This is a genomic window from Pseudomonas sp. NBRC 111130, from assembly GCF_001320485.1.
GTDB classification, from domain to species: Bacteria; Pseudomonadota; Gammaproteobacteria; order Pseudomonadales; family Pseudomonadaceae; genus Aquipseudomonas; species Aquipseudomonas vlassakiae.
Map to the genome: position 1 here is coordinate 1 of NZ_BCBG01000104.1, position 23,504 is coordinate 23,504.

A 23,504-nucleotide genomic window follows, 5' to 3' on the forward strand; every position below is an offset into this window, starting at 1 on the left:
GCTCGATATCCGCCCCCACACACACCTCGAACCGATCACCTAGACGCCCACACAAAAATTTATGCAAGGGGACTAGTCATCGCCTTAGTTGTACGATAACTTACCTCTAACGCAGAACAACACCCTACACCCCAAGCGCCACAGGATGCCTACAACAATGACCCCACAAGAACTGAAATCCATCCTCTCCCACGGCCTGCTGTCTTTCCCGGTCACCGACTTCAATGCCCAGGGCGACTTCAACCAGGCTGGCTACATCAAGCGCCTGGAGTGGCTCGCCCCTTACGGCGCCAGCGCCCTGTTCGCCGCCGGTGGCACCGGTGAGTTCTTCTCCCTGGCCGCCAGCGAATACAGCCAAGTGATCAAGACGGCGGTCGACACCTGCGCCAGGTCGGTGCCAATCCTCGCCGGCGTCGGTGGTTCCACCCGCCAGGCCATCGAATACGCACAAGAAGCCGAGCGCCTGGGCGCCAAGGGCCTGCTGCTGCTGCCGCACTACCTCACCGAAGCCAGCCAGGACGGCGTTGCCGCCCACGTCGAAGCGGTGTGCAAATCGGTCAACATCGGTGTGGTGGTGTACAACCGCAACGTCTGCCGCCTGAACGCCAACCTGCTGGAACAACTGGCCGAGCGCTGCCCGAACCTGATCGGCTACAAGGACGGCCTGGGCGATATCGAACTGATGGTGTCGATCCGTCGCCGCCTGGGTGATCGTTTCAGCTACCTGGGTGGCCTGCCGACTGCCGAAGTGTATGCAGCGGCCTACAAGGCATTGGGTGTGCCGGTGTACTCTTCGGCAGTGTTCAACTTCATTCCGAAGACCGCGATGGACTTCTACCACGCCATCGCCCGCGACGATCACGCCACCGTGGCCAAGATCATCGACGACTTCTTCCTGCCGTACCTGGACATCCGTAACCGCAAGGCCGGCTACGCCGTGAGCATCGTCAAGGCCGGCGCCAGGATCGCCGGTTACGACGCAGGCCCGGTGCGTACCCCGCTGACCGACCTGACCGCCGAAGAGTACGAAATGCTCGCAGCACTGATGGACAAGATGGGCCCGCAATAAGCGCGCCCCGCGGCCTGCCAATGCCGCCACCGGAGTGGGCCTGCCCCACTCCGGCTACAACTCGTGAGCCCGCACAAAAATAACTAGTGGGAGTGTTTACAGCATGCAAGCGACTAAAAAGACGCATGTGCGCTACCTGATCCTGTTCATGCTGTTCCTGGTGACCACGATCAACTACGCAGACCGAGCAACCATCGCTATCGCAGGCTCCAGCCTGCAGAAAAACCTCGGCATCGACGCCGTTACCCTTGGTTATATTTTCTCCGCCTTCGGCTGGGCTTACGTGGCCGGGCAGATCCCCGGTGGCTGGCTGCTGGACCGCTTCGGCTCGAAGAATGTCTATGCCTTCAGCATTTTCACCTGGTCGCTGTTCACCCTGCTGCAGGGCTTTGTCGGCGGCCTGCCGGTGGCCTGGGCGGTGGTGACCCTGTTCACCCTGCGCTTCCTCGTCGGTTTCGCCGAAGCCCCGTCGTTCCCGGGTAATGCCCGTATCGTCGCGGCCTGGTTCCCGACCCAGGAACGCGGCACCGCGTCGGCAATCTTCAACTCGGCTCAGTACTTCGCCACCGCACTGTTCGCCCCGATCATGGGCTGGATCGTGTTCAGCTTCGGCTGGGAGCACGTGTTCGTGGTCATGGGCGCGCTGGGCATCGTGTTCTCCATGGTGTGGCTGAAGACCATCTACAACCCGCGCCAGCACCCCCGCATCAGCCAGAGCGAACTCGAGCATATCGAGCAGAACGGCGGCCTGGTCGACATGGATCAGAAGCGCGGCAACGACGGCCCGAAATGGGGCTATATCAAGCAACTGCTGACCAGCCGCATGCTGCTGGGCGTGTACCTGGGCCAGTACTGCATCAACGCGATCACCTACTTCTTCCTCACCTGGTTCCCGGTGTACCTGGTGCAGGAACGCGGCATGACCATCCTCAAGGCCGGCTTCATCGCCTCGCTGCCGGCGGTATGCGGCTTCATTGGTGGCGTGCTGGGTGGGGTGATCTCGGACTGGCTGCTCCGCCGCGGCAACTCGCTGACCTTCTCGCGCAAGCTGCCGATCGTCTGCGGCCTGTTGCTGTCGACCACCATGGTCTTCTGCAACTATGTCGACGCCGAGTGGATGGTGGTCGGTTTCATGACCCTGGCTTTCTTTGGCAAAGGCATCGGTGCATTGGGCTGGGCGGTGGTGGCCGACACCTCGCCCAAGCAGATCGCCGGGCTGTCCGGTGGCCTGTTCAACACCTTTGGCAACATCGCCTCGATCACCACCCCGATCGTCATCGGCTACATCATCAGCGCCACCGGCTCGTTCAAGTGGGCCCTGGTGTACGTCGGCGCCAACGCCCTGGTGGCGGTGTTCAGCTACCTGGTGATCGTCGGCCCGATCAAGCGTATCGAGTTGCGCGAGGATGCCCCAAAGCCACAGCCTGAGCCGGTCGCCAACGGCGAACTGGCCAGCTCGCGGCACTGAGTGAACACGCCCGCGCCGGCCGAAGCCTGCGCGGGCGGACGTACAAAAAGCCTGAGAACCTGACAAGTAGGGCCCAAACATGCAGTTGATCGAACATTCCGACTCGCCCCGCTACGTCCGCCTGCACGACGACGACAACGTCGTGGTGGTGGTCAACGACGGCGGCCTGGGCGAAGGCGCCCGCTTCGCCGATGGCCTGACCCTGGTCGAAGGCGTGCCCCAGAGCCACAAGGTTGCCACCGTGCCGATTGCCAAGGGCGAGCCGGTGCGCCGCTACGGGCAGATCATCGGGTATGCGCTGGAAGACCTGCGCCAGGGCAGCTGGGTGCAGGAAAGCCAGCTGGCCATGCCGGCCGCCCCCGAGCTGGACAGCCTGCCGCGCTGCGACGCAGTCCCGGATGCCCTGCCAGCGCTGGACGGTTTCACCTTCGAAGGCTACCGCAACGCCGACGGCACCGTCGGCACCCGCAACATCCTCGGCATCACCACCACCGTGCAGTGCGTGACCGGCGTGCTGGAGCACGCAGTCAAACGCATCCGCGCCGAATTGCTGCCCAAATACCCCAACGTCGATGACGTGGTCGCCCTGACCCACAGCTACGGCTGCGGCGTGGCGATCAATGCCCGCGATGCCTACATCCCGATCCGCACCGTGCGCAACCTGGCGCGCAACCCCAACCTCGGTGGCGAAGCGCTGGTGATCAGCCTGGGTTGCGAAAAGCTCCAGGCCGGCCAGGTGATGCACGACAACGACCCGTCGGTCGACCTCAGCGAGCCTTGGCTGTATCGCCTGCAGGACGCCAGCCTCGGCTTCGGCGAAATGATCGAACAGATCATGGGCCTTGCTGAAACACGCCTGAAGAAGCTTGATCAGCGCCGCCGCGAAACCGTGCCGGCCAGCGAGCTGATCCTTGGCATGCAGTGCGGCGGCAGTGATGCCTTCTCCGGCATCACCGCCAACCCGGCGCTCGGCTTTGCCGCCGACCTGCTAGTGCGCGCTGGCGCCACCGTGCTGTTCTCGGAAGTGACCGAAGTACGCGATGCCATCTACATGCTCACCTCGCGCGCCGAAAACCAGGAAGTCGCCGATGCCCTGGTGCGCGAGATGGACTGGTACGACCGCTACCTGCAGCAAGGCGCGGCGGACCGCAGCGCCAACACCACGCCGGGCAACAAGAAAGGCGGCCTGTCGAACATCGTCGAGAAGTCCCTCGGTTCGATCGTCAAGTCCGGCAGCGGCGCCATTCAGGGCGTGCTCGGCCCGGGCGAGCGGGTCAAGCGCAAGGGCCTGATCTTCTGCGCCACCCCGGCCAGCGACTTCGTCTGCGGCACCCTGCAGCTGGCCGCTGGCATGAACTTGCATGTATTCACCACTGGCCGCGGCACGCCCTACGGCCTGGCCATGGCCCCCGTGGTCAAGGTCTGCACCCGTACCGAGCTGGCCCAGCGCTGGCCGGACCTGATCGACATCGACGCCGGGCGCATCGCCAGTGGCCGCTCGACCATCGAAGAACTGGGCTGGGAGCTGTTCCATTACTACCTGGACGTGGCCAGCGGCCGCAAACAGACCTGGGCCGAACAGCACCGCCTGCACAACGACATCACCCTGTTCAATCCGGCACCGATCACCTGATGAATCGGGCTGGCTCGCAACCCCCATGTGTCGCGATCCCTGTGGGAGCGGGTTTACCCGCGAAGCAGGCGACTCGGTGCATGGCACCGGCTTCGCCGGTGTTCGCGGGTAAACCCGCTCCCATAGGGGCAAGCCGACCGGCCTGAATTGCCTTATTCCTTCAGCTACTTCAACAGGAGCACCCCATGCCTGAGATCCTCGGCCACAACTTCATCGCCGGCCAGCGCAGCGCCGCTGGTTCGCAACGCCTGCAGAGCCTGGACGCCACCACCGGCGAGGCCCTGCCCTACAGCTTCGTCCAGGCCACCGAGGCCGAAGTGGACCAGGCAGCCACCGCCGCTGCAGCCGCGTTTGTCGAATTTCGCAACCTGAAACCGGCCCGCCGCGCCGAATTCCTCGAGGCCATCGCTGCCGAACTGGACGAACTGGACGACGCCTTCGTCGCCATCGTCTGCCGCGAAACCGCCCTGCCCGCCGCCCGTATCCAGGGCGAGCGCGGTCGCACCAGCGGCCAGATGCGCCTGTTCGCCCAGGTGCTGCGCCGGGGCGATTTCCTCGGTGCGCGCATCGACCTGGCGCTGCCCGAGCGCCAACCGCTGCCGCGGGTAGACCTGCGCCAGATGCGCATCGGCGTCGGCCCGGTCGCCGTGTTCGGTGCCAGCAACTTCCCGCTGGCCTTTTCGACTGCCGGTGGTGACACCGCCGCAGCCCTGGCCGCCGGTTGCCCGGTAGTGTTCAAGGCGCACAGCGGCCACATGGCCACCGCTGACCTGGTCGGCTGTGCCATCCAGCGCGCCGCCGAGCGCACCGGCATGCCCAAAGGTGTGTTCAACATGGTGTTTGGCGCTGGCGTCGGCGAACCGCTGGTCAAGCACCCGGCCATTCAGGCCGTCGGCTTCACCGGTTCGCTGAAGGGCGGTGACGCCCTGTGCCGCATGGCGGCCGAGCGCGCGCAACCGATTCCGGTGTTCGCCGAGATGTCCAGCATCAACCCGGTGATCATCCTCCCAGGTGCCCTGGCCAAGCGTGGCGAGGCCATCGCCCGCGAGCTGGCCGGCTCCGTGTGCATGGGTGCCGGGCAGTTCTGCACCAACCCGGGCCTGGTGATCGGCCTGCAGTCAGCGCAGTACAGCCAGCTGCTCAGCGACCTTGGCCAGCACCTGGACCAGCAGGCCGGGCAGACCATGCTCAATGCGGGTGGCCTGCGCAGCTACGTTGGCGGCCTGGAGCACTTGCGCGCCCACGCCGGTATCGAGCATCTGGCCGGCCAGGCCCAGGAAGGCAGCCAGGCCCGTGCCCAGCTGTTCAAGGCCGATGCCCGCCTGCTGGTGGAGGCCGACCCGCTGCTGCAGGAAGAAGTGTTCGGCCCGACCACCGTGGCGGTCGAGGTCAAGGACAATGCGCAACTGCGTGACGCCCTGCTCGGCCTGCGCGGCCAGCTGACCGCGACGCTGATCGGCGAGCCGGAGGACTTCGAGGCCTTCGCCTGGCTGGTGCCGCTGCTGGAAGAGAAAGTCGGCCGTATTCTGGTCAACGGCTACCCGACCGGTGTGGAAGTGTGTGACGCGATGGTCCACGGCGGCCCGTATCCGGCCACTTCCGACGCGCGTGGCACCTCGGTCGGCACCTTGGCCATCGACCGCTTCCTGCGCCCGGTGTGCTACCAGAACTACCCGCAGGCGCTGTTGCCGGAGGCATTGCGTGACGGCAACCCGCTGGGGCTGCGTCGCCTGGTCAACGGGCAGTGGAGTGAAGGGACGGTCTGAGTACCCTGAAGCAAGAAAGCCCCGCATCAGCGGGGCTTTTCTTTATCGCCTGTCCCGGCCTCTTCGCGGGCATGCCCGCTCCCACAGGTTCGGCGCCGCCCTCAGGCTTGGTGATATCCCTGTGGGAGCGGGCGCGCCCGCGAAGAGGCCGGCACAAGTCATGGAGGCCTCAGGCCCCCTGCGCCTCGGCTGCTTCATGGGCCTGGCGCAAGCGCTCGCGGCTGTTGCTAAGGTGCATGCGCATGGCCATCTTCGCCCCTTCGCTGTCGCGCCGGGCGATGGCTTCGTAGATGGCTTCGTGCTCGTGCATCAGGCGGCTCATGTAATGCGCCTGGTCATCATGGGCCAAGCGCGCCGAGTTCAACCGGGTACGCGGAATGATGCTGGTCCCCAGGTGGTTGATGATATCGGCGAAATAATGGTTGCCGCTGGCCTGGGCAATGCGCAGGTGGAACTGGAAGTCCGCCGATACTGCATCGGTGGCATGCGCCGCGCCTTCGTTGAGCTCGTCCAGCGCCGCACGCATGCCAGCCAGCTCTTCATCGCTGCGCCGTTGTGCCGCCAGGCCTGCCGACTCGATTTCCAGGGCGATGCGCAGCTCCAGCACCGCCAGCACCTCGCGCAAGGTCACCACGGTCGCCGGGTCGATACGGAAACCCCCGGTCGCCGGCGCATCCAGCACGAAGGTGCCGATGCCATGGCGCGTCTCGACCTGCCCGGCCGCCTGCAGCCGGGAGATCGCCTCACGCACCACGGTACGGCTGACACCCTCCTCGGCCATGATCTGCGACTCGGTCGGTAGCTTGTCGCCGCGCTTGAGCTGGCCGCTGCGAATGCGCTCGGTCAGCACCGTGACCAGTTCCTGGGCCAGACTGCGCGGCTTGCGCCGGGTCCTAGCCTGTACCTGCTGCTCTGTCATGCCCTGTATTTCACCTTGAAAGACAGCCGTCATCATAACGCAAGCAGTTGTACGATCACATACACCCGACGCGGTATTTCTTGCCAGGGCCAGCAGCCGTGAATTCAGGTACAGTAAGCCTTTTCCATGGAAGGAAAGCCCTGTATGAAACCGCTCGACCGTACCTTGCTCGCCTGCGGCCTGCTGATCCCTTTCTGGCTGCTGCTAGGTGTCTGGTTCACCGCCCAGGCCTACCCCGGCTATGACCACCTGCAACAGGCCATGAGCCAACTTGGCGCCACAGGTGCCCCGACGCAACACTGGTCACCGCTGCTGAACAACTTCCCCCTGGCTTTGCTCTTTGCCTTGTTCGCCCTGGGCCTGGCGCGGCGCTGGCGTGCCTCGAAACTGGCGCTGCTGAGTGCTGCGCTGGTCCTGCTGCATGGCCTTGGCAGCCTCGGCACCGGCCTGTTTCCCTGCGACCAGGGCTGTGCGCCCGCCGAGCCGTCCACCTCGCAGCAACTGCATAACCTCAGCGGTTTGCTGATGTTTTTGTCGTTGACGCTTGCCAGCGCGCTATGGGCCTGGCTCGGCAAGCGCCTGGCCGGCTCAAAGGCCTTGGGCTGGTTTTCTCTGGGGTGCCTGATTGCTGCGCTGGTCAGCGTCGTCCTCATGGCCCAGGCCGCACAAAGCGGCCAGCTGTTTGGCCTGTACCAACGGCTGAACTACGGCGTGTCGGTCACGTGGGTTGCCGGCCTGGCGTGGAGCAGCCTGCGCCCCGCACTGGCAAATCGCTTTTCCATCGCCACTACGTGATAGGAAAATGCTGGCCCCCAGGCATCGCCAGTGAAGGCAAACTCCGTTCATCTTCATATGCTTAGGACAGCAACATGCGAACAATTCTAGCAACGTTGGCCGGCTGCCTACTGGCCACTGTCGGCTTCGGCGCCCAGGCCAAGGCGCTGAGCCAGAACGATCGCAGCGTCTGTGGCTGGGGTTCGCAGATCGCCGCCGAGGCCCAGCAGGCCAAGCTCTCCGGGGTCACCCTATATGCCACGCGCAAGAAGCTGCAGGTGCGCCGTTTCGACAAGCCATGGATGCGCATGACCGCCTTCGGCATCACCGAACAGACCTACAACAGCCGTTCGAAGCTGAAGCCGGCAGCGATCAAGCAGACGTATTACGAGCAATGCGTTCAGCACGCAATGGCCAAACGATAAATCTATATATTTCAATTAGTTGAAATATCTTAATAATGTATTTTCGAGAATCAGTCAGCCCTGGTTCCGCCAGGGCGGGCCGTCCTTGAAGTGTTCCTCGATCCAGGCCTTGCACGCCCCCATGGCGGCGCTGTTCAGCCGCGCCGAGGGGTGCACCTGGTAGATACCCGCTGCCACGTCCAGCTGCCATTGCGGCAGCACCCGCACCAGACGCCCGGCCGCGAGGTCCTCGCCCATCAGCCAGTCGCCACCTGCAAAAATGCCCACGCCACGCCGCGCGGCCTCAAGCAGTGCCTCGTTGTCGTTGCCGCGTAACGAGCCGCTGACCCGCACGCTCACCTCCTGCTTTCCACTGTTAAGCCGCCATTTAGGAAATGATCGTAAGTCACTGAATTAGAAACAGTTATGGTCGGCAGGCGGAATTCGAACAATCGGACCAGGTGCAGATGATTGCAGCACCTGGTGAAGCAATGCTCAGCCGGGATAGACCGGTTCGCAGCGCACTTCGGTCTTCACCGAGTTGGCGATGAAACAGGCGTCGTGGGCCAGATGATGCAGCTGATCGAGCTGCTCCGCCGTCGGCTGGCGCTCCCCGGAGAACTCGACCCGCGGTCGCAGGGTGACCACGGTCATTGCCATGCGCCCGGCTTCATTGCGCGCCATCACCCCTTCGGCGTCGTCGGCATAGTGCTCGACGCAAAAGCGTTGCTTGGCCGCCAGCGACAGGAACCACAGCATGTGGCAGCTGGACAGCGCGGCAATGAAGGCCTCTTCCGGGTCCACGGCCGAGGCATCGGACATGGGCAACGGCACTAAATGGGGCGACGACGACCCGGGCACCTCGATGCCGCCGTCGAAGCGCCACAGGTGCCGGCGGCTGTACTGGTTACCGAGAAAATCCTGGCCTTCGCGAGCCCAAGCCACATGAGCGGTGTATTGCGCCATTCGAACCTCCTTGTTCAATTGATCGATTGATTTCAGCAGCCGCTGAGCGCCACTGGGCGGCGTTCGCCGGCGAAGAACATCGGCCGCAGGCGCACGCCGATCAGGTTGCCGGCGTAAGCCGCAATCAGCCACAGCCAGCCATGCACGCTACCCGACGCGATACCGCTGAAGTAGGCGCCGATATTACAGCCGTAGGCCAGCCGCGAACCATAGCCCAGCAGCAGGCCACCGATCACCGCGGCGATCAGCGATGGCAGCGGGATTTTCAGGCTGGGCGCAAAGCGGCCTGCCATGCCTGCCGCCATCAGTGCGCCGAGCACGATGCCGATGTCCATCACCGTGGTGATGTCTTGCCACAGCGGCGCAGCCAGCGCCTTGGCATTGGCAGGCGCCTGCCAGAAAACCCAGCTGCCGACGTCCACGCCGAAGCTGGAAAGGGTCTTGGCGCCCCACAGCGCAAAGGCCGAAGTGATACCCCACGGGCGCCCGGCCAGAGCCAGGGTGGCGTAGTTGAGCAAGGCCAGGGCAATCGCGCCCCACAACAGCGGCCAAGGGCCGCGCAGGAAGCGGCGCAGGCCGTGATGCTCGCTGCTCGGTGGTGCTTCCAGGGTGCCATGACGACGCTTTTCCAGCACCACCGTGGCCCAGGCGATCAGCGCGAACACGGCCACGCTGACCAGCAGCGCAGGCACCACGCCCCAGGCCTGGACAATCGAAGTGGCCGGGAACGACGGCAGCGCGAACCACCAGTCGGCATGCTGGGTGGCGCTGACCGAGCCGATGATGAAGAAAAGCAGGGTCACCAGCATCCGCGCATTGCCGCCGCCGACCGTGAACAACGTGCCCGAGGCACAGCCGCCCCCCAGTTGCATGCCGATGCCGAAGATGAACGCGCCGAACACCACCGATACGCCAGCGGGCGCGACCAGGCCGGTAACCGGGATGCCGAACAGGCTGCCGGCCGACAGCGCCGGGAAGAACAACAGCACGGCCAGGGTCAGCATGACCATCTGCGCACGCAGGCCGGCGCCCCGGCGCTCGTTGATGAACACGCGCCAGGCCGAGGTGAAGCCAAAGGCAGCGTGATAGAGCGTCAGGCCCAGGGCGGCGCCGACCATCAGCAGCAGCACCTGCTTGAAGCCGGCGTTGAGGTTGAGGAACCAGGCGCCGGCCAGCAGCAGGGCCAGGGCGATCAAGGGCGCACCGAGGCGGCGCGGTTCGGGTGTGGCGGTTGCGGAAAGACCCATTGAAATACTCGGATTACAGTGAAACGGGGGGCGAGTATAACCCCGTCAGGTGCTTTGTGTGGCCTGTACCGGCCTCTTCGCGGGCAAGCCCGCGAAGGGGCCGGTACATCTGTTAGGCTGATAGTCACCTGTCAAAGCCATCAAAAGCATTCGCCCCATGGATGAACTGCGCAAGATCGACCTCAACCTGCTGCTCACCCTGCACGCCCTGCTCAGCGAAAAGCACGTGACCCGCGCCGCCCTGCGCCTGCACCGCAGCCAACCCGCCGTCAGTCATGCCCTGGCGCAGCTGCGTGCACACTTCGACGACCCGTTGCTGATCCGCCAGCACGGCCAGATGGCCCTGACCGCCCGCGCCCAGTCCCTGGCCAAACCGCTGCAGGATGCCCTCGGCAGCCTGAACGGCCTGCTGGCCGCGCCACAATTCGACCCTGCCCAAGCCCGGCGCCGCTTCAGGCTGTCGCTGTCCGACTACTCCTCGCGCATCATCCTGCCGCCGCTGGTGCGCCACCTGCGCCAGGTCGCATCCGGCGTCGATCTGGCCATCAGTCAGGCCAGCCGCGAAACCATGCTCGCGCAGTTGCTCGATGGCGAACTCGACCTGGCCTTGGGCATCTTCCCGGAACTGCCTGCCGACATCACCGCCCAGACCTTGTTCGAAGACCGCTTCATCAGCGTCGCCGATCGCCAGGTGCTACCGGCCAAGGGCGGGCTTACGCTGGATGACTGGCTGGCACGCCCGCACGTGCTCATGGCCATGCACCCGGATGCCCACGATGAGATCGAGCGGGCCTTGGCCGAGCAAGGCCTGCGCCGGCATATTGCCCTGGCGCTGCCGCACTGGAGCGCTGCCGTCGAGGTGCTCGCGGGCACCGACCTGGTCCTCACCGTTGCCCGCCGTGCGGTAGGCCCGATGCGCCAGCATCCGTCACTGCGCGAGTTCACGCCGCCACTGCCGGTGCCTGCCCTCGCCTATCAACAGGCTTGGCATGGGCGAAAGGACAGCGACCCCGGCCATCGCTGGCTGCGTGAGGCGGTCTGGGCGTGCAGCCAGCCCGGGCACTGATCAGCGCTCGATCACGGCCTGGCCGGACGACGGGGTCGAGGTCCAGCCGCCCTGCACCAGCAACACGCCACCCAGGATCAGTAGCACGCCGGCAACCCTGGCCAGGTTCACTGGCTTGCTGGCAACGCCCATCAGCCCGAAGTGATCGACGATCACCGAGGTCAGGATCTGCCCTGCCACCACCAGCACCAGGAAACCCGCCGTACCCAGCTTAGGTGTCAAGGCTGCGGCACCCGCCACATAGAGGGCGCCCAGCACACCACCGATCCAGAGCCACCATGGGCCCTGCAGCGCTTTGCTCAGGTCAGGCATGGGCACCCGCAGGATCAGCAACGCCGTGATGATCACCACCGAACTGACCGTCAACGAGGTGAAGGCGCCCCACAACCAGTGCCCCAGCGCACGGCCGACGGCAGCGTTGCTGGCGGCCTGATACGGCAGTACGAAGCCCGCAAGCAGGGCCATCATCACGGGAAGGAATGCAAGCAGCAGGGTCTTGAAGGACATGATAAGTCTCATCTGAAGTCAGGATGAGACCATGATCGGCAAATCGACAGTGTTTATGGAAATCGAAAGGGTGCACATGATGTATTCGTCACACGCATGCTGGCGAATGCGGGCCTGCCGAAGCGTTCCCGCAGTCAGACCTCAACGCCAGGTATCGACCCGCAGCACTTCGGTGTAGATCGCATCGACGGTCTGGCCGACCTTGAGGTTCTTCATCCGCTTCTGCAGGTCCGGGTTCTCGACCTTGACCACCTGCAGCTTGCCTTCTGGCGGCAACAGGGTCACTTCATGTGTCTTCAGGTCGATTTTCTTGATCTGCGAGGTTACTCGAACCTGACGGAACGCTTCGCCGCCCGGGTTGGGATTGTCCTTGGTGGCGCGAATGGTGCCGGATTCCTCACTCGCTTTAGGCGCGCCGCCCACATTGCTGTTGAGCACGTAGGCGATTGCCCGGGTGACATAGATATCGACGTTGTCACCGACCTTCAGGTTGGGCAGTGCCTTGGCCTTTTCCGTCAGTTGCAGGGTGACATCCTTGTCGTTCGGCCCTTTTACCGTGACTTGGCGGTTGGCCAGGTCGATGGCAGTGACCTGGGTTTTGACGTGGCTTTCCAGCGCCTCACTGCCAATCGGAATCTCGGCAGCCTGCACCGTGAAGGTGGCAGCGGACATCAGCGTGGCGAGGGCAACAGCGCGAGCGAGCGTGCTAATAGGATTCATAGGCCTGCTTCCATGTGTTCAAGACCGGGTTTGCGCGTGAAATGTTTACGCGCAAAGAAGCATAGCCATTGCCCGCCACTCTGCAGGCAAACGCCCGCACTGCTGCACATTTCAACCCCTTGGCGTCAATAGGCGCGATCACCGTCGGAGCCGCGTAGGGCCGTCAGTTACGCGTCACACGCCAGACGGTGTTGGCCAGGTCATCGGCAATGATCAACGCCCCGCGTGGGTCCACCGTCACGCCCACAGGCCGGCCTCGGGTCTTGCCATCTTCCCCGCGGAACCCGGTGGCAAAGTCAATCGGCTCACCCGCCGGTTTGCCCGCCTTGAACGGCACGAAGATCACCTTGTAACCCACCGGGTTCGGGCGATTCCAGCTACCGTGCTCGCCCACGAACACCCCGTCGGCAAACCGTTCACCCATGGCCGGGATGGAGAAGTCCACGCCCAGCGCGGCAACGTGCGACCCCAGGCTGTAATCCGGCTTGATCGCGGCCGCCACCTTTTCCGGGTTCTGCGGTTTCACCCGTTCATCGACGTTCTGCCCCCAGTAGCTGTACGGCCAGCCATAGAAGCCGGCCTCTCGCACCGAGGTGAGGTAGTCCGGCACCAGGTCCGGCCCCAGTTCGTCACGTTCGTTGACCACCGTCCACAACTGCCCGGTATCCGGCTGAATGGTCAGCGCCGTCGGGTTGCGCAAACCGGTGGCGTAAGGCTTGTGCGCCCCCGTCACGGCGTCGATCTGCCAGACCATGGCGCGGTCGATTTCCACCTCCATGCCACGCTCGGTGATGTTGCTGTTCGAGCCGATGCCCACGTACAGGTAGCGGCCATCAGGGCTGATGGTCAGTGCCTTGGTCCAGTGGTGATTGATCTCGGCCGGCAGGTCGGTGACTTTGGTCGGCGGGCCACCCGCCTTGGTCTGACCGTCCTGGTAGTCGAAACGTACCAGCGCATCCTGGTTGGCCACGTACAGCTTGCCGTCGGCAAAGGCCAGGCCGTAGGGCGCATTGAGGCCTTCGGCAAAGACCGTCTGTAGCTCATACGTGCCATCGCCATCGGCATCGCGCAGCAGGGTCAGGCGGTTGCCACCCTTGACCTGGGTATTGCCCTTGGCCTTGATCTGGCTGGCAATCACGTCCTTGGGCTTGAGCTTGGCGGCGCTGCCGCCGCGCCCTTCGGCGACCAGGATATCGCCATTGGGCAGCACCAGGCTCTGGCGCGGGATCTTCAGGTCAGTGGCGATGGCCGTGATGCTGTAGCCCTCGGGCACGGTGGGCTTGCGCTCGCCCCACTGCGCCGGTTGCGCGATCTTCATGCTCGGCAGCAGGCCGCGCTCCGGGGCCGGCAGTTTCGGGTCGGGGCCCAGCGCCTGGGTCGGCTCACCGTCACCGCCACAGGCGGCCAGAAGCAGTGCCACGCTCAGCAGCGACATTCCATGCAATGGCTTCATGCCTCACCTCCCGAACCCAGGTTACTCATGCCCAGCCATGCCGCCACGCAGGCCAGCACGGTGACGATCACCGACAGCACCAGGCCCGCCGGCATGACCGCCCAGGCGTCCTTGGCATGTTCGAAGGCGTTGATCAGCCCCAACACCCAGGTCGCCAGCAACAGCAGCAAGTACAGCGTCGGCCGCCCGCCCTTGCGCGGGGCGCGGATCAGGTTGGCCAGGGCAAACAGCAGCGCCAGCCCGCAGAACAGCGAGCCTCCGGCAATCAGCCAGGCAGCGAAGTTGCTCCACTGGATCTGGTAGCTCTTGAAGTAGGCAATGTCGCTCAGCAGCGCGCCGAGAAACAGCGGAACCGTGCCGGCCAGCAGTATCCCGTGAAGCGGGCCGGGCGTGCATCGGTAGAGGGTTTGCTCAGTAGCGGTCACGGCGCCTCCTTATCAGTCGGTGACCCGGGGCTGAAGGACTGGCACAGGGCCTGGTCCATCAGGCGTGCGCAGGGTGCGCTTAAGAAGGGATCACCTTGACGTTCGGATAGTTCACCGCTTGGCTTGATAGAAATATCCTGAAAGACTTTGCGCGTCGGAATGAGGGATACCATGAGCATCTGCAGCACACGACCTTACGCGTACTGGACCGCGCATGCCTTGCTGGCCATCAGCCTGGCACTCAATGCCGGCTGTTCGAGCAAAAGCAGCAAGGCGCGCTACTACGCCGCCGCCCCGGGCTCCAACTGTTACGCCAAGGCGCTTCCGAGCACCGGCGAAGGCGGCCTGGCCTGGGGCAACACACTGGGCATTGCCAAGCAGAAGTCGCTGAACAACTGCATCCGCTATGCCGGCCGCTCAGGCGGCACGCCAGACACCTGCCAGGTGGTGCTGGCCAAGTGCAAGAACTGACCCCTAGGTCGGGTCTGCGCCGTTGAGCAGCGCGTCAACAACGCTTTCGAGCTCCGAGAGCTCGATTTCCGTCTGCGCCCCCGCTTGCGCGAGGCGCTGGTCACAGTCGATGACTACCTGCACGCTCCGACGTGCCTGGTTCCCCGGGTATTTGCGCAGCGTCAGCTCGACCTGCCAGGCACTGAGCCAGGTGCTGCTGTCCGCCGACCAGCGCCTGTCTTCGAACGCCAGCAGGCGGGTCCCCTGCCGGGTATCGATGATCCGCGGCCGATAGACCCAGTGTGTGTTTCCCGCCTCCCACGGGTTGACCAGCAGCCGGTAGCGGTCGTCTGCCGAGCGCGACTGAATCTCCACCTCGTCTGCGGGCAAGCCATTGGCGGCAACATAGTGCTGGAATGCCTCGACCTGGGCACCGAAGCGCCCCATGTCCTGGTAATAATCGACATGCTTCCTGTACCCGGCGAACGCCGCAGACAGCGGGCCGTCGGCATACAACGAGACAATCGCCGCACACTGCACCAGCCAGTAGATCTCATCCGACAGTTCGTGGCCCTTGCTGCTGCCCAGGTCGAACGCCTTTGACAGCAGCTCCCTGGCCAGCGGCTGGCCTACCTCGCGCAGTGCAGCAGCCTGCACCGGCGGCAGTGTTTCCGCGGCCTGCGCGATAAAGGCCGCGTAACGCTGTTGCAGTGATTGGCCGGCCAGGCCCAGCTCCGGGCACTGCGGCGGCGGCAGGTCGAGTGGTTCGGGCGCCCTTCTGTTGCGCGGCAGGTGGGAAAGGTTGATCACCAATGACTTCCTTGTGCGTGTACGGACGCCCGCCATCCTACCCCAGCAGATAGAAGCAAGAACGTCAGGCTATCTGGGGCTGCTTTGCAGCCCCAAAATGGGTCAGGCAAACTTCGCCCGCGCTGCATGCAGCTTCTTGTAGCTCTCGATCAGCCGCAGATGGCGGTCCAGCCCTTCCAGCTTCATGCTGGTCGGGGTCAGCCCATGGAAGCGCACGCTACCGTCGACCGAACCCAGCACCGCGTCCATCCGCGGGTTGCCGAACATGCGGCGGAAGTTGGCCTCGTAGTCGGCCATTTCCAGCTCCTCATCCAGCTGCACCTCCAGCACCACGTTCAGCGCCTGGTAGAACAGGCCGCGCTCGACGGTGTTGTCGTTGAACTGCAAAAACGCCTCGACCAGTTCCTTGGCATCTTCGAAGCGCTTGAGCGCCAGGCAGATCAGCAGTTTCAGCTCAAGGATGGTCAGCTGGCCCCACACCGTGTTCTCGTCGAACTCGACGCCGATCAAGGTGGTGATGGTGGTGTAGTCATCCACCTCGCATTTATCCAGGCGCCGGCGCAGCGCGCGCAGGGCGCGGTCATCCAGGCTGTGCAGGTTGAGGATGTCGGCACGGAACTCCAGGGCGCGGTTGGTGTTGTCCCAGATCAGGTCTTCGACCGGATAGATTTCGGAGTAACCCGGCACCAGGATGCGGCAGGCCGTGGCGCCAAGGTTGTCGTACACGGCCATGTACACCTCTTTGCCAAGGTCTTCGAGGATGCCGAACAGGGTCGCGGCTTCTTGCGTATTGGAGTCCTCACCCTGGCCGGAGAAGTCCCATTCGACGAACTCGAAATCGGCCTTGGCACTGAAGAAACGCCACGACACCACGCCGCTGGAGTCGATGAAGTGCTCGACGAAGTTGTTCGGCTCGGTCAGCGCATGGCTTTCGAAGGTCGGTTGCGGCAGGTCGTTGAGGCCTTCGAAGCTGCGGCCTTGCAGCAGTTCGGTGAGGCTGCGTTCCAGCGCCACTTCAAAGCTTGGGTGCGCGCCGAACGAGGCGAACACGCCACCCGTGCGCGGGTTCATCAAGGTCACGCACATCACCGGGAACTCACCACCCAGCGAGGCGTCCTTGACCAGCACCGGAAAGCCCTGCTCTTCCAGGCCCTGGATGCCGGCGAGAATGCCTGGGTACTTGGCCAGCACCTCCTGGGGGACATCCGGCAGGGCCAGCTCGCCTTCGAGGATTTCGCGTTTCACCGCGCGCTCGAAGATTTCCGACAGGCACTGCACCTGGGCTTCGGCCAGGGTATTGCCGGCGCTCATGCCGTTGCTGAGGAACAGGTTCTCGATCAGGTTGGACGGGAAGTACACCTCTTGGCCATCGGACTGACGCACGAACGGCAGCGAGCAGATGCCGCGCCCGGTGTTGCCCGAGTTGGTGTCGTACAGGTGCGAACCGCGCAGCTCGCCGTCCGCGTTGTAGATCGCCAGGCAGTGTTGGTCGAGGATTTCGGCCGGCAGTTCGTCCTTCGGCCCTGGCTTGAACCACTGCTCGTTCGGGTAATGTACGAACGGCGCGTTGGCGATGTCTTCGCCCCAGAACTGGTCGTTGTAGAAGAAGTTGCAGTTCAGGCGCTCGATGAACTCACCCAGCGCCGAGGCCAGTGCCGCTTCCTTGGTCGAACCCTTGCCGTTGGTGAAGCACATGGGCGACTGCGCGTCGCGCACGTGCAGCGACCAGACGTTGGGCACGATGTTGCGCCACGAGGCGATCTCGATCTTCATGCCCAGGCCGGCAAGGATGCCGGACATGTTGGCGATGGTCTGCTCCAGCGGCAGGTCCTTGCCGGGGATGTAGGTGGTGGTGTCGGCCACCGGCATCAGCAGGCCCTGGGCATCGGCGTCGAGGTTGTCGACTTCCTCGATGATGAACTCGGGGCCGGTCTGCACCACTTTTTTCACGGTGCAGCGGTCGATGGAGCGCAGGATGCCCTGGCGGTCTTTCTCGGAAATATCCTCGGGCAGTTCGACCTGGATCTTGAAGATCTGGTTGTAGCGGTTCTCCGGGTCGACGATGTTGTTCTGCGACAGGCGGATATTCTCGGTGGGGATATCGCGGGTCTGGCAGTACAGCTTGACGAAGTACGCCGCGCACAGGGCTGACGAGGCCAGAAAATAGTCGAACGGGCCCGGGGCCGAACCGTCGCCCTTGTAGCGGATCGGCTGGTCGGCGATCACCGTGAAGTCGTCGAACTTGGCTTCCAGACGAAGGTTATCGAGAAAATTGACCTTGATTTCCATGCGGGGATTACCGTGATTTAAGCGTGCAAAACGAAATTGGCCGGCATTATCCGGGTTTTCGCCGCGCAAGTCCTCTCTCGCAAAGTCGGCGCCAGCCTGGATATTGCGCATTCCACCGAATTACTTGCCTGATCCTCTGAACCTGTGCCCGCCACCGGACCAGTGGTCGTATCACTGTGCTAGCGTTTCTGGATTGGGGAACAACGGACTCCCCAGCAGACAATGAACGCCGTCAACCGATGATCAGCAGGTGAGCCATGGAACTTCATATCAACCAGAAGACCTATCAGGTCGACGCCGATGCCGACACGCCCCTGCTATGGGTGCTGCGTGACGACCTGGGCATGACCGGCACCAAGTATGGCTGTGGCCTGGCCCAGTGTGGCGCCTGCTCGGTGCTGGTGGATGGCAACGTCGTACGCGCCTGCGTCACTCCGGTGGCCGGCGTGGTCGGGCGGGAGGTCACCACCATCGAAGCGGTCGAGGCCGACGCGGTGGGCAAGCGCGTGGTGGCGGCCTGGGTCGAGCACCAGGTGGCCCAGTGCGGCTACTGCCAGTCCGGCCAGGTGATGGCGGCCACGGCGCTGCTCAAGCACACCCCCAAGCCCAGCGACGAACAGATCAGCGCGGCGATGGTCAACCTCTGCCGCTGCGGCACCTACAACGCCATCCACGCCGCCGTGCATGCGCTGGCCCAAGGGGAGCAGGCCTGATGAACACGCCCGTCGACACCCCCGCAGAACTGCTCAGGCTGCAACTGGGCGAAACCGTCAACCTGTCGCGCCGACGCTTTCTTGCCAGCACCGCGGTCGGTGCCCTGGTGCTGGGTTTCGGCCTGCCGATGGGCGCGCCCCGCGCGCAGGCAGCGGCGGCAGCCACCCCTGAGCGCGGCACCCAGGTGCCGGCATTCCTGGAGATCCGCCCGGACGGCACGGTGCGCCTGCTCAGCCCGTTCATGGAAGGTGGCCAAGGCCCGTTCACGGCCATGGCCCAGATCGTCGGTGAAGAACTCGACTTCGACCCGGCCAGCTTCCTGGTGGAAAGCGCGCCGCCCGGTGAAGCCTACGTGGTGATGGAGAACGGCATGCGCATTACCGGTGGCAGCATGTCGGTGCGCATGAGCTACCCGACCATGCGCCGCCTCGGCGGCCTGGCCCGTGCCATGTTGCTGCAGGCAGCGGCCGAACAATGGGGGGTACCGGTCGGTGAGCTGTCCACCGAGCCTGGCAAGGTCATTCACGCTGCCTCGGGCCGTTCGCTGGCCTATGGCGAGCTGGCCAGCCGTGCCATGGACCTGCCAGTACCGGACCCTGCCAGCATCAAGCTGCGCGACCCCAGCCAGTTCCGCTGGATCGGCAAACCGGTGCGGCGCCTGGACGCCTATGACAAATCCACCGGCAGGGCCCAATACTGCATCGACCTCAAGGTCGACGGCATGCTCCACGCCGCCGTGCAGCACGCGCCCCGCCTGGGCATGACCGTGGGCAGCCTGCGCAACGAGGAGCAGGTCAAGGGCATGAAAGGGGTGCACTCGGTGCATCAGTTGCCGGGCGCGGTGGCCGTGGTAGCCGAACGCTGGTGGCACGCCAAGCGCGCAGTGGAAGCGATCCAGGTGGACTGGAAAGAACCGGGCGCCGACAGCAAGGTCCGGCCGATGCCGGCAGATTTTTCCAGCGACGGCTGGCGCGAGCACCTGGCCAGCGTTGAGGGGCCGGCCCGCGACGAAGAAAACCAAGGCGACATCGCCGGTGCCCTGGCCAATGCCAAGACCAAGGTCGAGGCCAGCTACCACAACCAGTACCTCAACCATGCCCAGCTGGAGCCGCCGTCTGCCCTCGCTCGCTTCAACCCGGACGGCACCCTGGAGGTCTGGCTGCCCAACCAGGCGCCAGACATGTTCCGCGACGACATCGCCAAGCGCACCGGCCTGGATGCCACGCAAATCACCCTGCACTCGCCGCTGCTCGGCGGCTTCTTCGGCCGCCATTTCCTCTATGACTCGGCCAATCCGTATCCCCAGGCCATCGCCCTGGCCAAGGCCGTCGGCCGCCCGGTCAAGCTGATCTGGAGCCGCGAGGAGGAGTTCCTGCGCGACGTGCTGCGCCCCGTCGCGGTGGTCAAGTTCCGCGCAGGGCTCGATGCCGACGGCCTGCCGGTGGCCATCGAAGCGGTAAGCGCCACCGAAGGCCCGACCGAAGCCCTGGCCGGCAAGCAAGGCGACAAGATCGACCCCACGGCGCTCGAAGGGCTGTCGGGCAAGTCCTACGCCATTGCCAACAAACGCATCGCCCAGATCTACGTCAAAGGCCCGGCCATGCTTGGCTACTGGCGCTCGGTAGGCAATTCGCTGAACGACTTCTTCTATGAGTCGTTCCTTGACGAGCTGGCCGACAAGGGTGGCAAGGACCCCTACGAACTGCGCCTGCACCTGCTGCGTGACAATCAGCGCCTGACCAACCTGCTGCATGCGGTCGCCGAATTGTCTGGCGGCTGGAAGCGTGGGCCGTTCACCGCAGAAGACGGCAGCAAGCGTGCCCGGGGCATTGCCATGGCCTCACCGTTCGGCTCCGAGGCCGCGGCAATCGCCGAAGTGTCGATCGACAATGGCCAGGTCAAAGTGCACGACATCTGGCAGGCGATCGATCCTGGCAGCATCGTCAACCCGGCGATCATCGAGCATCAGGTCAACGGTGCGGTAGCCCTGGGCCTGTCGCAGACGTTGGTGGAAGAAGCGGTGTTCATCGACGGCAAGCCGCGCGCGCGCAACTATGACCTGTACCCGATCCTGCCGCCCTCGCGCATGGCCCGGGTGCATGTGCGCATTGTCGAGAGCGGGGCGAAGATGGGCGGTATTGGCGAGCCTCCGTTGCCCGCGGTAGCGCCTGCCGTGGCCAATGCCGTGGCGCAGCTCACCGGCCAGCGCGTGCGTAGCCTGCCGCTTAGCCGCCACACCTTCAGCTGACCGGACAAGGACTGCCCCATGACCCACAGCCGTTTTGCCCGCACTGCGGGCTGGCTGGCCGTGCCGTGCCTGGTCGCGGCCGGCCTGCTGGCCTGGTACGTGACCCGCGAACCCGCCTCGCCATTTGCTGCCGGACAGCCCCCCAGCTTTGACCCCGCAGTGGTCAGCCGGGGCGAATATGTCGCCCGCCTCAGCGACTGCGTAGCCTGCCACAGCCTGCCCGACGGCAAGCCGTTCGCGGGTGGCCTGCAGATGGCCACGCCGCTGGGAACGATCCACGCCACCAACGTCACACCCGACCGCGAGACCGGCATCGGCAACTACAGCCTGGCCGACTTCGACCGCGCCGTACGCCATGGCGTCGCGCCGGGTGGCCGGCGCTTGTACCCGGCAATGCCCTACCCTTCGTACGCCAAGCTCAGCGATGACGATGTGAAGGCGCTGTACGCCTTCTTCATGAAGGGTGTGCAGCCGGCACAACAGCCGAACATCCCCAGCGATATTCCCTGGCCGTTGAACCTGCGCTGGCCCATCGCCTTGTGGAACGGCGTGTTCGCCGCCGACACGCCTTACGCGGCCAAGACCGGGCAAGACGCGCTGTGGAACCGCGGCGCCTATATCGTCCAGGGCCCTGGCCACTGCGGCAGCTGCCATACGCCACGGGGCTTGGCCTTCAACGAGAAGGCACTCGATGAAGCGGGTACGCCATTCCTCGCCGGTGCCCTGCTCGATGGCTGGTACGCGCCCAGCCTGCGCAATGACCACAACACCGGGCTTGGCCGCTGGAGCGAGGCCGAGATCGTCCAGTTCCTCAAGACCGGGCGCAACCAGCACGCCGTGGTGTATGGGTCGATGACCGAGGCCTTCAACAACTCCACGCAGTTCATGAGCGATGAAGACCTGAGCGCCATTGCCCGTTACCTCAAGTCGCTGCCCGGAGATCCACAGCGTGACGGTGCGCCCTGGCAGTATCAGCCGGTTTCCGCGGCCACGCGCCTGGACAGCACTGGCGCTCATATCTACGTCACCCGCTGCGCCAGTTGCCACGGCCTGGACGGCAAGGGCCAGGCCGAGTGGATGCCACCGCTGGCCGGTGCCACCTCGGCGTTGGCCAGGGAAGACGCCTCGGCGATCAACATTACCCTCAATGGTTCGCAACGCGTCGTCGCCGCCGGTATGCCGGATGCCTACCGCATGCCAGCGTTCCGCGAACAGCTGTCGGACCAGGAAATCGCAGATGTGCTGAGTTTCGTGCGCAGCACCTGGGGTAACTCGGGCGGTAAGGTAGATGCGCAAGCGGTCGGCAAGCTGCGCGGGCACACCGACCCGGCCAGCAGCAGCCCGATCATCTTGCACATGCGATAGAGGATGTTGCCTGAACCGGCCTCTTCGCGGCTAAAGCCGCTCCCACAGGTAATGCGCAGCCCTTGAGCATTGTGATGACCCTGTGGGAGCGGCTTTAGCCGCGAAGAGGCCGGTACAGGTATTTACTTTTGAAGAGGTCCCATGGAAAGCATTGATCTTTTGGTCTTGCGCACCGCCCGTGACTGGCTCTCGGCCGGGCAACGGGTTCTGCTGGCCACCGTAGCCCGTACCTGGGGTTCATCGCCGCGGCCCGTGGGTTCGATGATGGCCCTGCGCGGCGACGGCCGGGTGGTCGGCAGCGTCTCCGGCGGCTGCATCGAGGACGACCTCATCCACCGCTACACCACGGCCTATCAGGGCGGCGGCATGCCGCATGGCCTGCCGCAAGTGGTGCAATATGGCGTCAGCGCCGATGAAGCGCAGCGCTTCGGCCTGCCCTGCGGCGGCACCCTCGAGCTGATCCTCGAATTCGAACCGGCGCTGGCAAGCCTGGAGCAACTGCTGCCCTTGCTGGACAGCGGCAACCTGGTGCGCCGCGAACTGGACCTGGACAACGGTCAGGTTCACCTGACCACCACCGGCGCACCGGAGCAATTCGGTTTCGATGGCCGGCACATGCTCAATACCCTGGGCCCGGGTTATCGCATGCTGCTTATCGGCGCCGGGGTGCTGGCCGAGTACCTGGCGACCATGGCCCTGTTCAATGGCTTCAAGGTGGCAGTCTGCGACCCGCGCCCCGAATACATGGATGGCTGGAACGTGTCGGGCGTGGAGAAAATCGTTGGCATGCCGGATGACGTGGTGCGTGCGTTCGCCCCGGACCTGCGCAGCTGCATCATCGGCCTCAGCCACGACCCCAAGCTGGACGACCTGGCCCTGCTCGAAGCCTTGCACAGCCCGGCGTTCTACATCGGGGTGATCGGTTCGCGGCGCAATAACCAGTCGCGCCGGGAACGCCTGATCGAGCACTTCGGGGTAAGCGAGGCCTCGTTACAACGCTTGCACGGGCCGATCGGTATCTATATCGGCAGCAAGACGCCGGCAGAGATTGCCGTCAGTGTGATGGCCGAGATCCTGGCGACCAAGAACGGCGTCGCCTTGCCCGGGGAGGTCACCGTGAGCGAGGCCAAGCGGGCGCTGGAGGTTGATGGGTAAGCTGGCGGGTTCGCTTTGAGGTTTTTGCGCCTGTGACATCGAGCGCCACCGGCGCG

General features: G+C 64.5%; 21 protein-coding genes and 1 pseudogene. 12 read left to right on the forward strand and 10 right to left on the reverse strand.

The genetic code is table 11. The features are described from left to right. Positions 1–157: 157 nt before the first annotated feature. The 4 genes from kdgD to APH33_RS24475 all read left to right on the forward strand — a co-directional run bounded on the left by kdgD (position 158) and on the right by APH33_RS24475 (position 5,936). The gene (gene kdgD, locus APH33_RS24460; RefSeq protein ID WP_054887618.1) at positions 158–1,069 is read left to right on the forward strand and encodes a 5-dehydro-4-deoxyglucarate dehydratase; all 912 of its coding nucleotides are present in this window, start codon (positions 158–160) and stop codon (positions 1,067–1,069) included. Between the two features lie 103 nt (positions 1,070–1,172). Beyond that, entirely contained in the window at positions 1,173–2,537 is a 1,365-nt protein-coding gene (locus tag APH33_RS24465; RefSeq protein WP_054887619.1) for an MFS transporter, read from the forward strand. 79 nt (positions 2,538–2,616) lie between these two features. Continuing rightward, positions 2,617–4,170 carry a galactarate dehydratase gene (gene garD, locus APH33_RS24470; RefSeq protein ID WP_054887620.1) on the forward strand — a complete coding sequence of 518 codons (1,554 nt, stop codon included), beginning with the start codon at positions 2,617–2,619 and terminating at the stop codon, positions 4,168–4,170. A 185-nt stretch (positions 4,171–4,355) separates the two neighbouring features. After that, positions 4,356–5,936 carry an aldehyde dehydrogenase (NADP(+)) gene (locus APH33_RS24475; protein WP_054887621.1) on the forward strand — a complete coding sequence of 527 codons (1,581 nt, stop codon included), beginning with the start codon at positions 4,356–4,358 and terminating at the stop codon, positions 5,934–5,936. Between the two features lie 169 nt (positions 5,937–6,105). On the opposite strand, the gene APH33_RS24480 is transcribed toward APH33_RS24475, so the two are convergent. Then, positions 6,106–6,855 (reverse strand): FadR/GntR family transcriptional regulator, encoded by a 750-nt coding sequence (locus tag APH33_RS24480; RefSeq protein ID WP_054887622.1) that lies wholly within the window; start codon positions 6,853–6,855, stop codon positions 6,106–6,108. A gap of 144 nt (positions 6,856–6,999) precedes the next feature. Here APH33_RS24480 and APH33_RS24485 point away from each other — a divergent pair, with 144 nt between their 5' ends. Together APH33_RS24485 and APH33_RS24490 are read left to right on the forward strand one after the other, a co-directional pair. Next, positions 7,000–7,650, forward strand: coding sequence for a DUF998 domain-containing protein (locus APH33_RS24485; protein WP_054887623.1), 651 nt, complete (start codon positions 7,000–7,002; stop codon positions 7,648–7,650). A 74-nt stretch (positions 7,651–7,724) separates the two neighbouring features. Then, positions 7,725–8,054: a hypothetical protein gene (locus APH33_RS24490; protein ID WP_054887624.1), complete on the forward strand. Its 330-nt coding sequence runs from the start codon at positions 7,725–7,727 to the stop codon at positions 8,052–8,054. Between the two features lie 54 nt (positions 8,055–8,108). Here the strand turns inward: APH33_RS24490 and APH33_RS24495 are convergent. The 3 genes and pseudogenes from APH33_RS24495 to APH33_RS24505 all read right to left on the reverse strand — a co-directional run. Continuing rightward, positions 8,109–8,408 (reverse strand): annotated as a pseudogene (locus APH33_RS24495) (LysR substrate-binding domain-containing protein); the annotation flags it as partial. A gap of 120 nt (positions 8,409–8,528) precedes the next feature. After that, a complete protein-coding gene (locus APH33_RS24500) occupies positions 8,529–8,999 on the reverse strand; it encodes an OsmC family protein (protein WP_054887625.1) in 471 nt (156 codons plus the stop codon). A 32-nt stretch (positions 9,000–9,031) separates the two neighbouring features. Next, complete coding sequence (locus tag APH33_RS24505) at positions 9,032–10,246, reverse strand: YeeE/YedE family protein (RefSeq protein ID WP_054887626.1); 1,215 nt, start codon at positions 10,244–10,246, stop codon at positions 9,032–9,034. Positions 10,247–10,403: 157 nt separating this feature from the next. On the opposite strand from APH33_RS24505, the gene APH33_RS24510 reads away from it, so the two are divergent. Then, positions 10,404–11,312, forward strand: a complete 909-nt coding sequence (locus APH33_RS24510; RefSeq protein ID WP_054887627.1) for a LysR family transcriptional regulator — start codon at positions 10,404–10,406, stop codon at positions 11,310–11,312. Here APH33_RS24510 and APH33_RS24515 read toward each other — a convergent pair whose 3' ends face one another. From APH33_RS24515 to APH33_RS24530, 4 genes are all read right to left on the reverse strand, one after another. Then, entirely contained in the window at positions 11,313–11,819 is a 507-nt protein-coding gene (locus APH33_RS24515; RefSeq protein ID WP_054887628.1) for a DMT family transporter, read from the reverse strand. It abuts the gene before it with no gap. A gap of 141 nt (positions 11,820–11,960) precedes the next feature. Beyond that, positions 11,961–12,539 (reverse strand): hypothetical protein, encoded by a 579-nt coding sequence (locus tag APH33_RS24520; RefSeq protein WP_054887629.1) that lies wholly within the window; start codon positions 12,537–12,539, stop codon positions 11,961–11,963. 163 nt (positions 12,540–12,702) lie between these two features. Continuing rightward, positions 12,703–13,992, reverse strand: coding sequence for a sorbosone dehydrogenase family protein (locus APH33_RS24525; protein ID WP_054887630.1), 1,290 nt, complete (start codon positions 13,990–13,992; stop codon positions 12,703–12,705). After that, complete coding sequence (locus APH33_RS24530) at positions 13,989–14,417, reverse strand: DUF2231 domain-containing protein (protein WP_054887631.1); 429 nt, start codon at positions 14,415–14,417, stop codon at positions 13,989–13,991. Before APH33_RS24530 ends, APH33_RS24525 begins: the two co-directional genes overlap by 4 nt. Positions 14,418–14,588: 171 nt before the next feature. On the opposite strand from APH33_RS24530, the gene APH33_RS24535 reads away from it, so the two are divergent. Then, positions 14,589–14,888 carry a hypothetical protein gene (locus APH33_RS24535; RefSeq protein WP_054887632.1) on the forward strand — a complete coding sequence of 100 codons (300 nt, stop codon included), beginning with the start codon at positions 14,589–14,591 and terminating at the stop codon, positions 14,886–14,888. A gap of 3 nt (positions 14,889–14,891) precedes the next feature. Here APH33_RS24535 and APH33_RS24540 read toward each other — a convergent pair whose 3' ends face one another. Together APH33_RS24540 and APH33_RS24545 are read right to left on the reverse strand one after the other, a co-directional pair. Continuing rightward, on the reverse strand, positions 14,892–15,677 hold the full coding sequence (locus APH33_RS24540) for a hypothetical protein (RefSeq protein ID WP_054887633.1): 786 nt from the start codon (positions 15,675–15,677) through the stop codon (positions 14,892–14,894). A 102-nt stretch (positions 15,678–15,779) separates the two neighbouring features. Beyond that, positions 15,780–17,966, reverse strand: coding sequence for an OsmC domain/YcaO domain-containing protein (locus APH33_RS24545; protein WP_054887634.1), 2,187 nt, complete (start codon positions 17,964–17,966; stop codon positions 15,780–15,782). A gap of 257 nt (positions 17,967–18,223) precedes the next feature. On the opposite strand from APH33_RS24545, the gene APH33_RS24550 reads away from it, so the two are divergent. The 4 genes from APH33_RS24550 to APH33_RS24565 all read left to right on the forward strand — a co-directional run bounded on the left by APH33_RS24550 (position 18,224) and on the right by APH33_RS24565 (position 23,448). Continuing rightward, positions 18,224–18,679 (forward strand): (2Fe-2S)-binding protein, encoded by a 456-nt coding sequence (locus APH33_RS24550; protein ID WP_054887635.1) that lies wholly within the window; start codon positions 18,224–18,226, stop codon positions 18,677–18,679. Next, positions 18,679–20,928 (forward strand): xanthine dehydrogenase family protein molybdopterin-binding subunit, encoded by a 2,250-nt coding sequence (locus APH33_RS24555; protein WP_054887636.1) that lies wholly within the window; start codon positions 18,679–18,681, stop codon positions 20,926–20,928. The genes APH33_RS24550 and APH33_RS24555 overlap by 1 nt, the downstream gene beginning before the upstream one ends. An 18-nt stretch (positions 20,929–20,946) precedes the next feature. Further along, on the forward strand, positions 20,947–22,293 hold the full coding sequence (locus APH33_RS24560; RefSeq protein ID WP_054887637.1) for a cytochrome c: 1,347 nt from the start codon (positions 20,947–20,949) through the stop codon (positions 22,291–22,293). Positions 22,294–22,434: 141 nt separating this feature from the next. After that, positions 22,435–23,448, forward strand: coding sequence for an XdhC family protein (locus APH33_RS24565; protein ID WP_054887638.1), 1,014 nt, complete (start codon positions 22,435–22,437; stop codon positions 23,446–23,448). Positions 23,449–23,504: the final 56 nt, after the last annotated feature.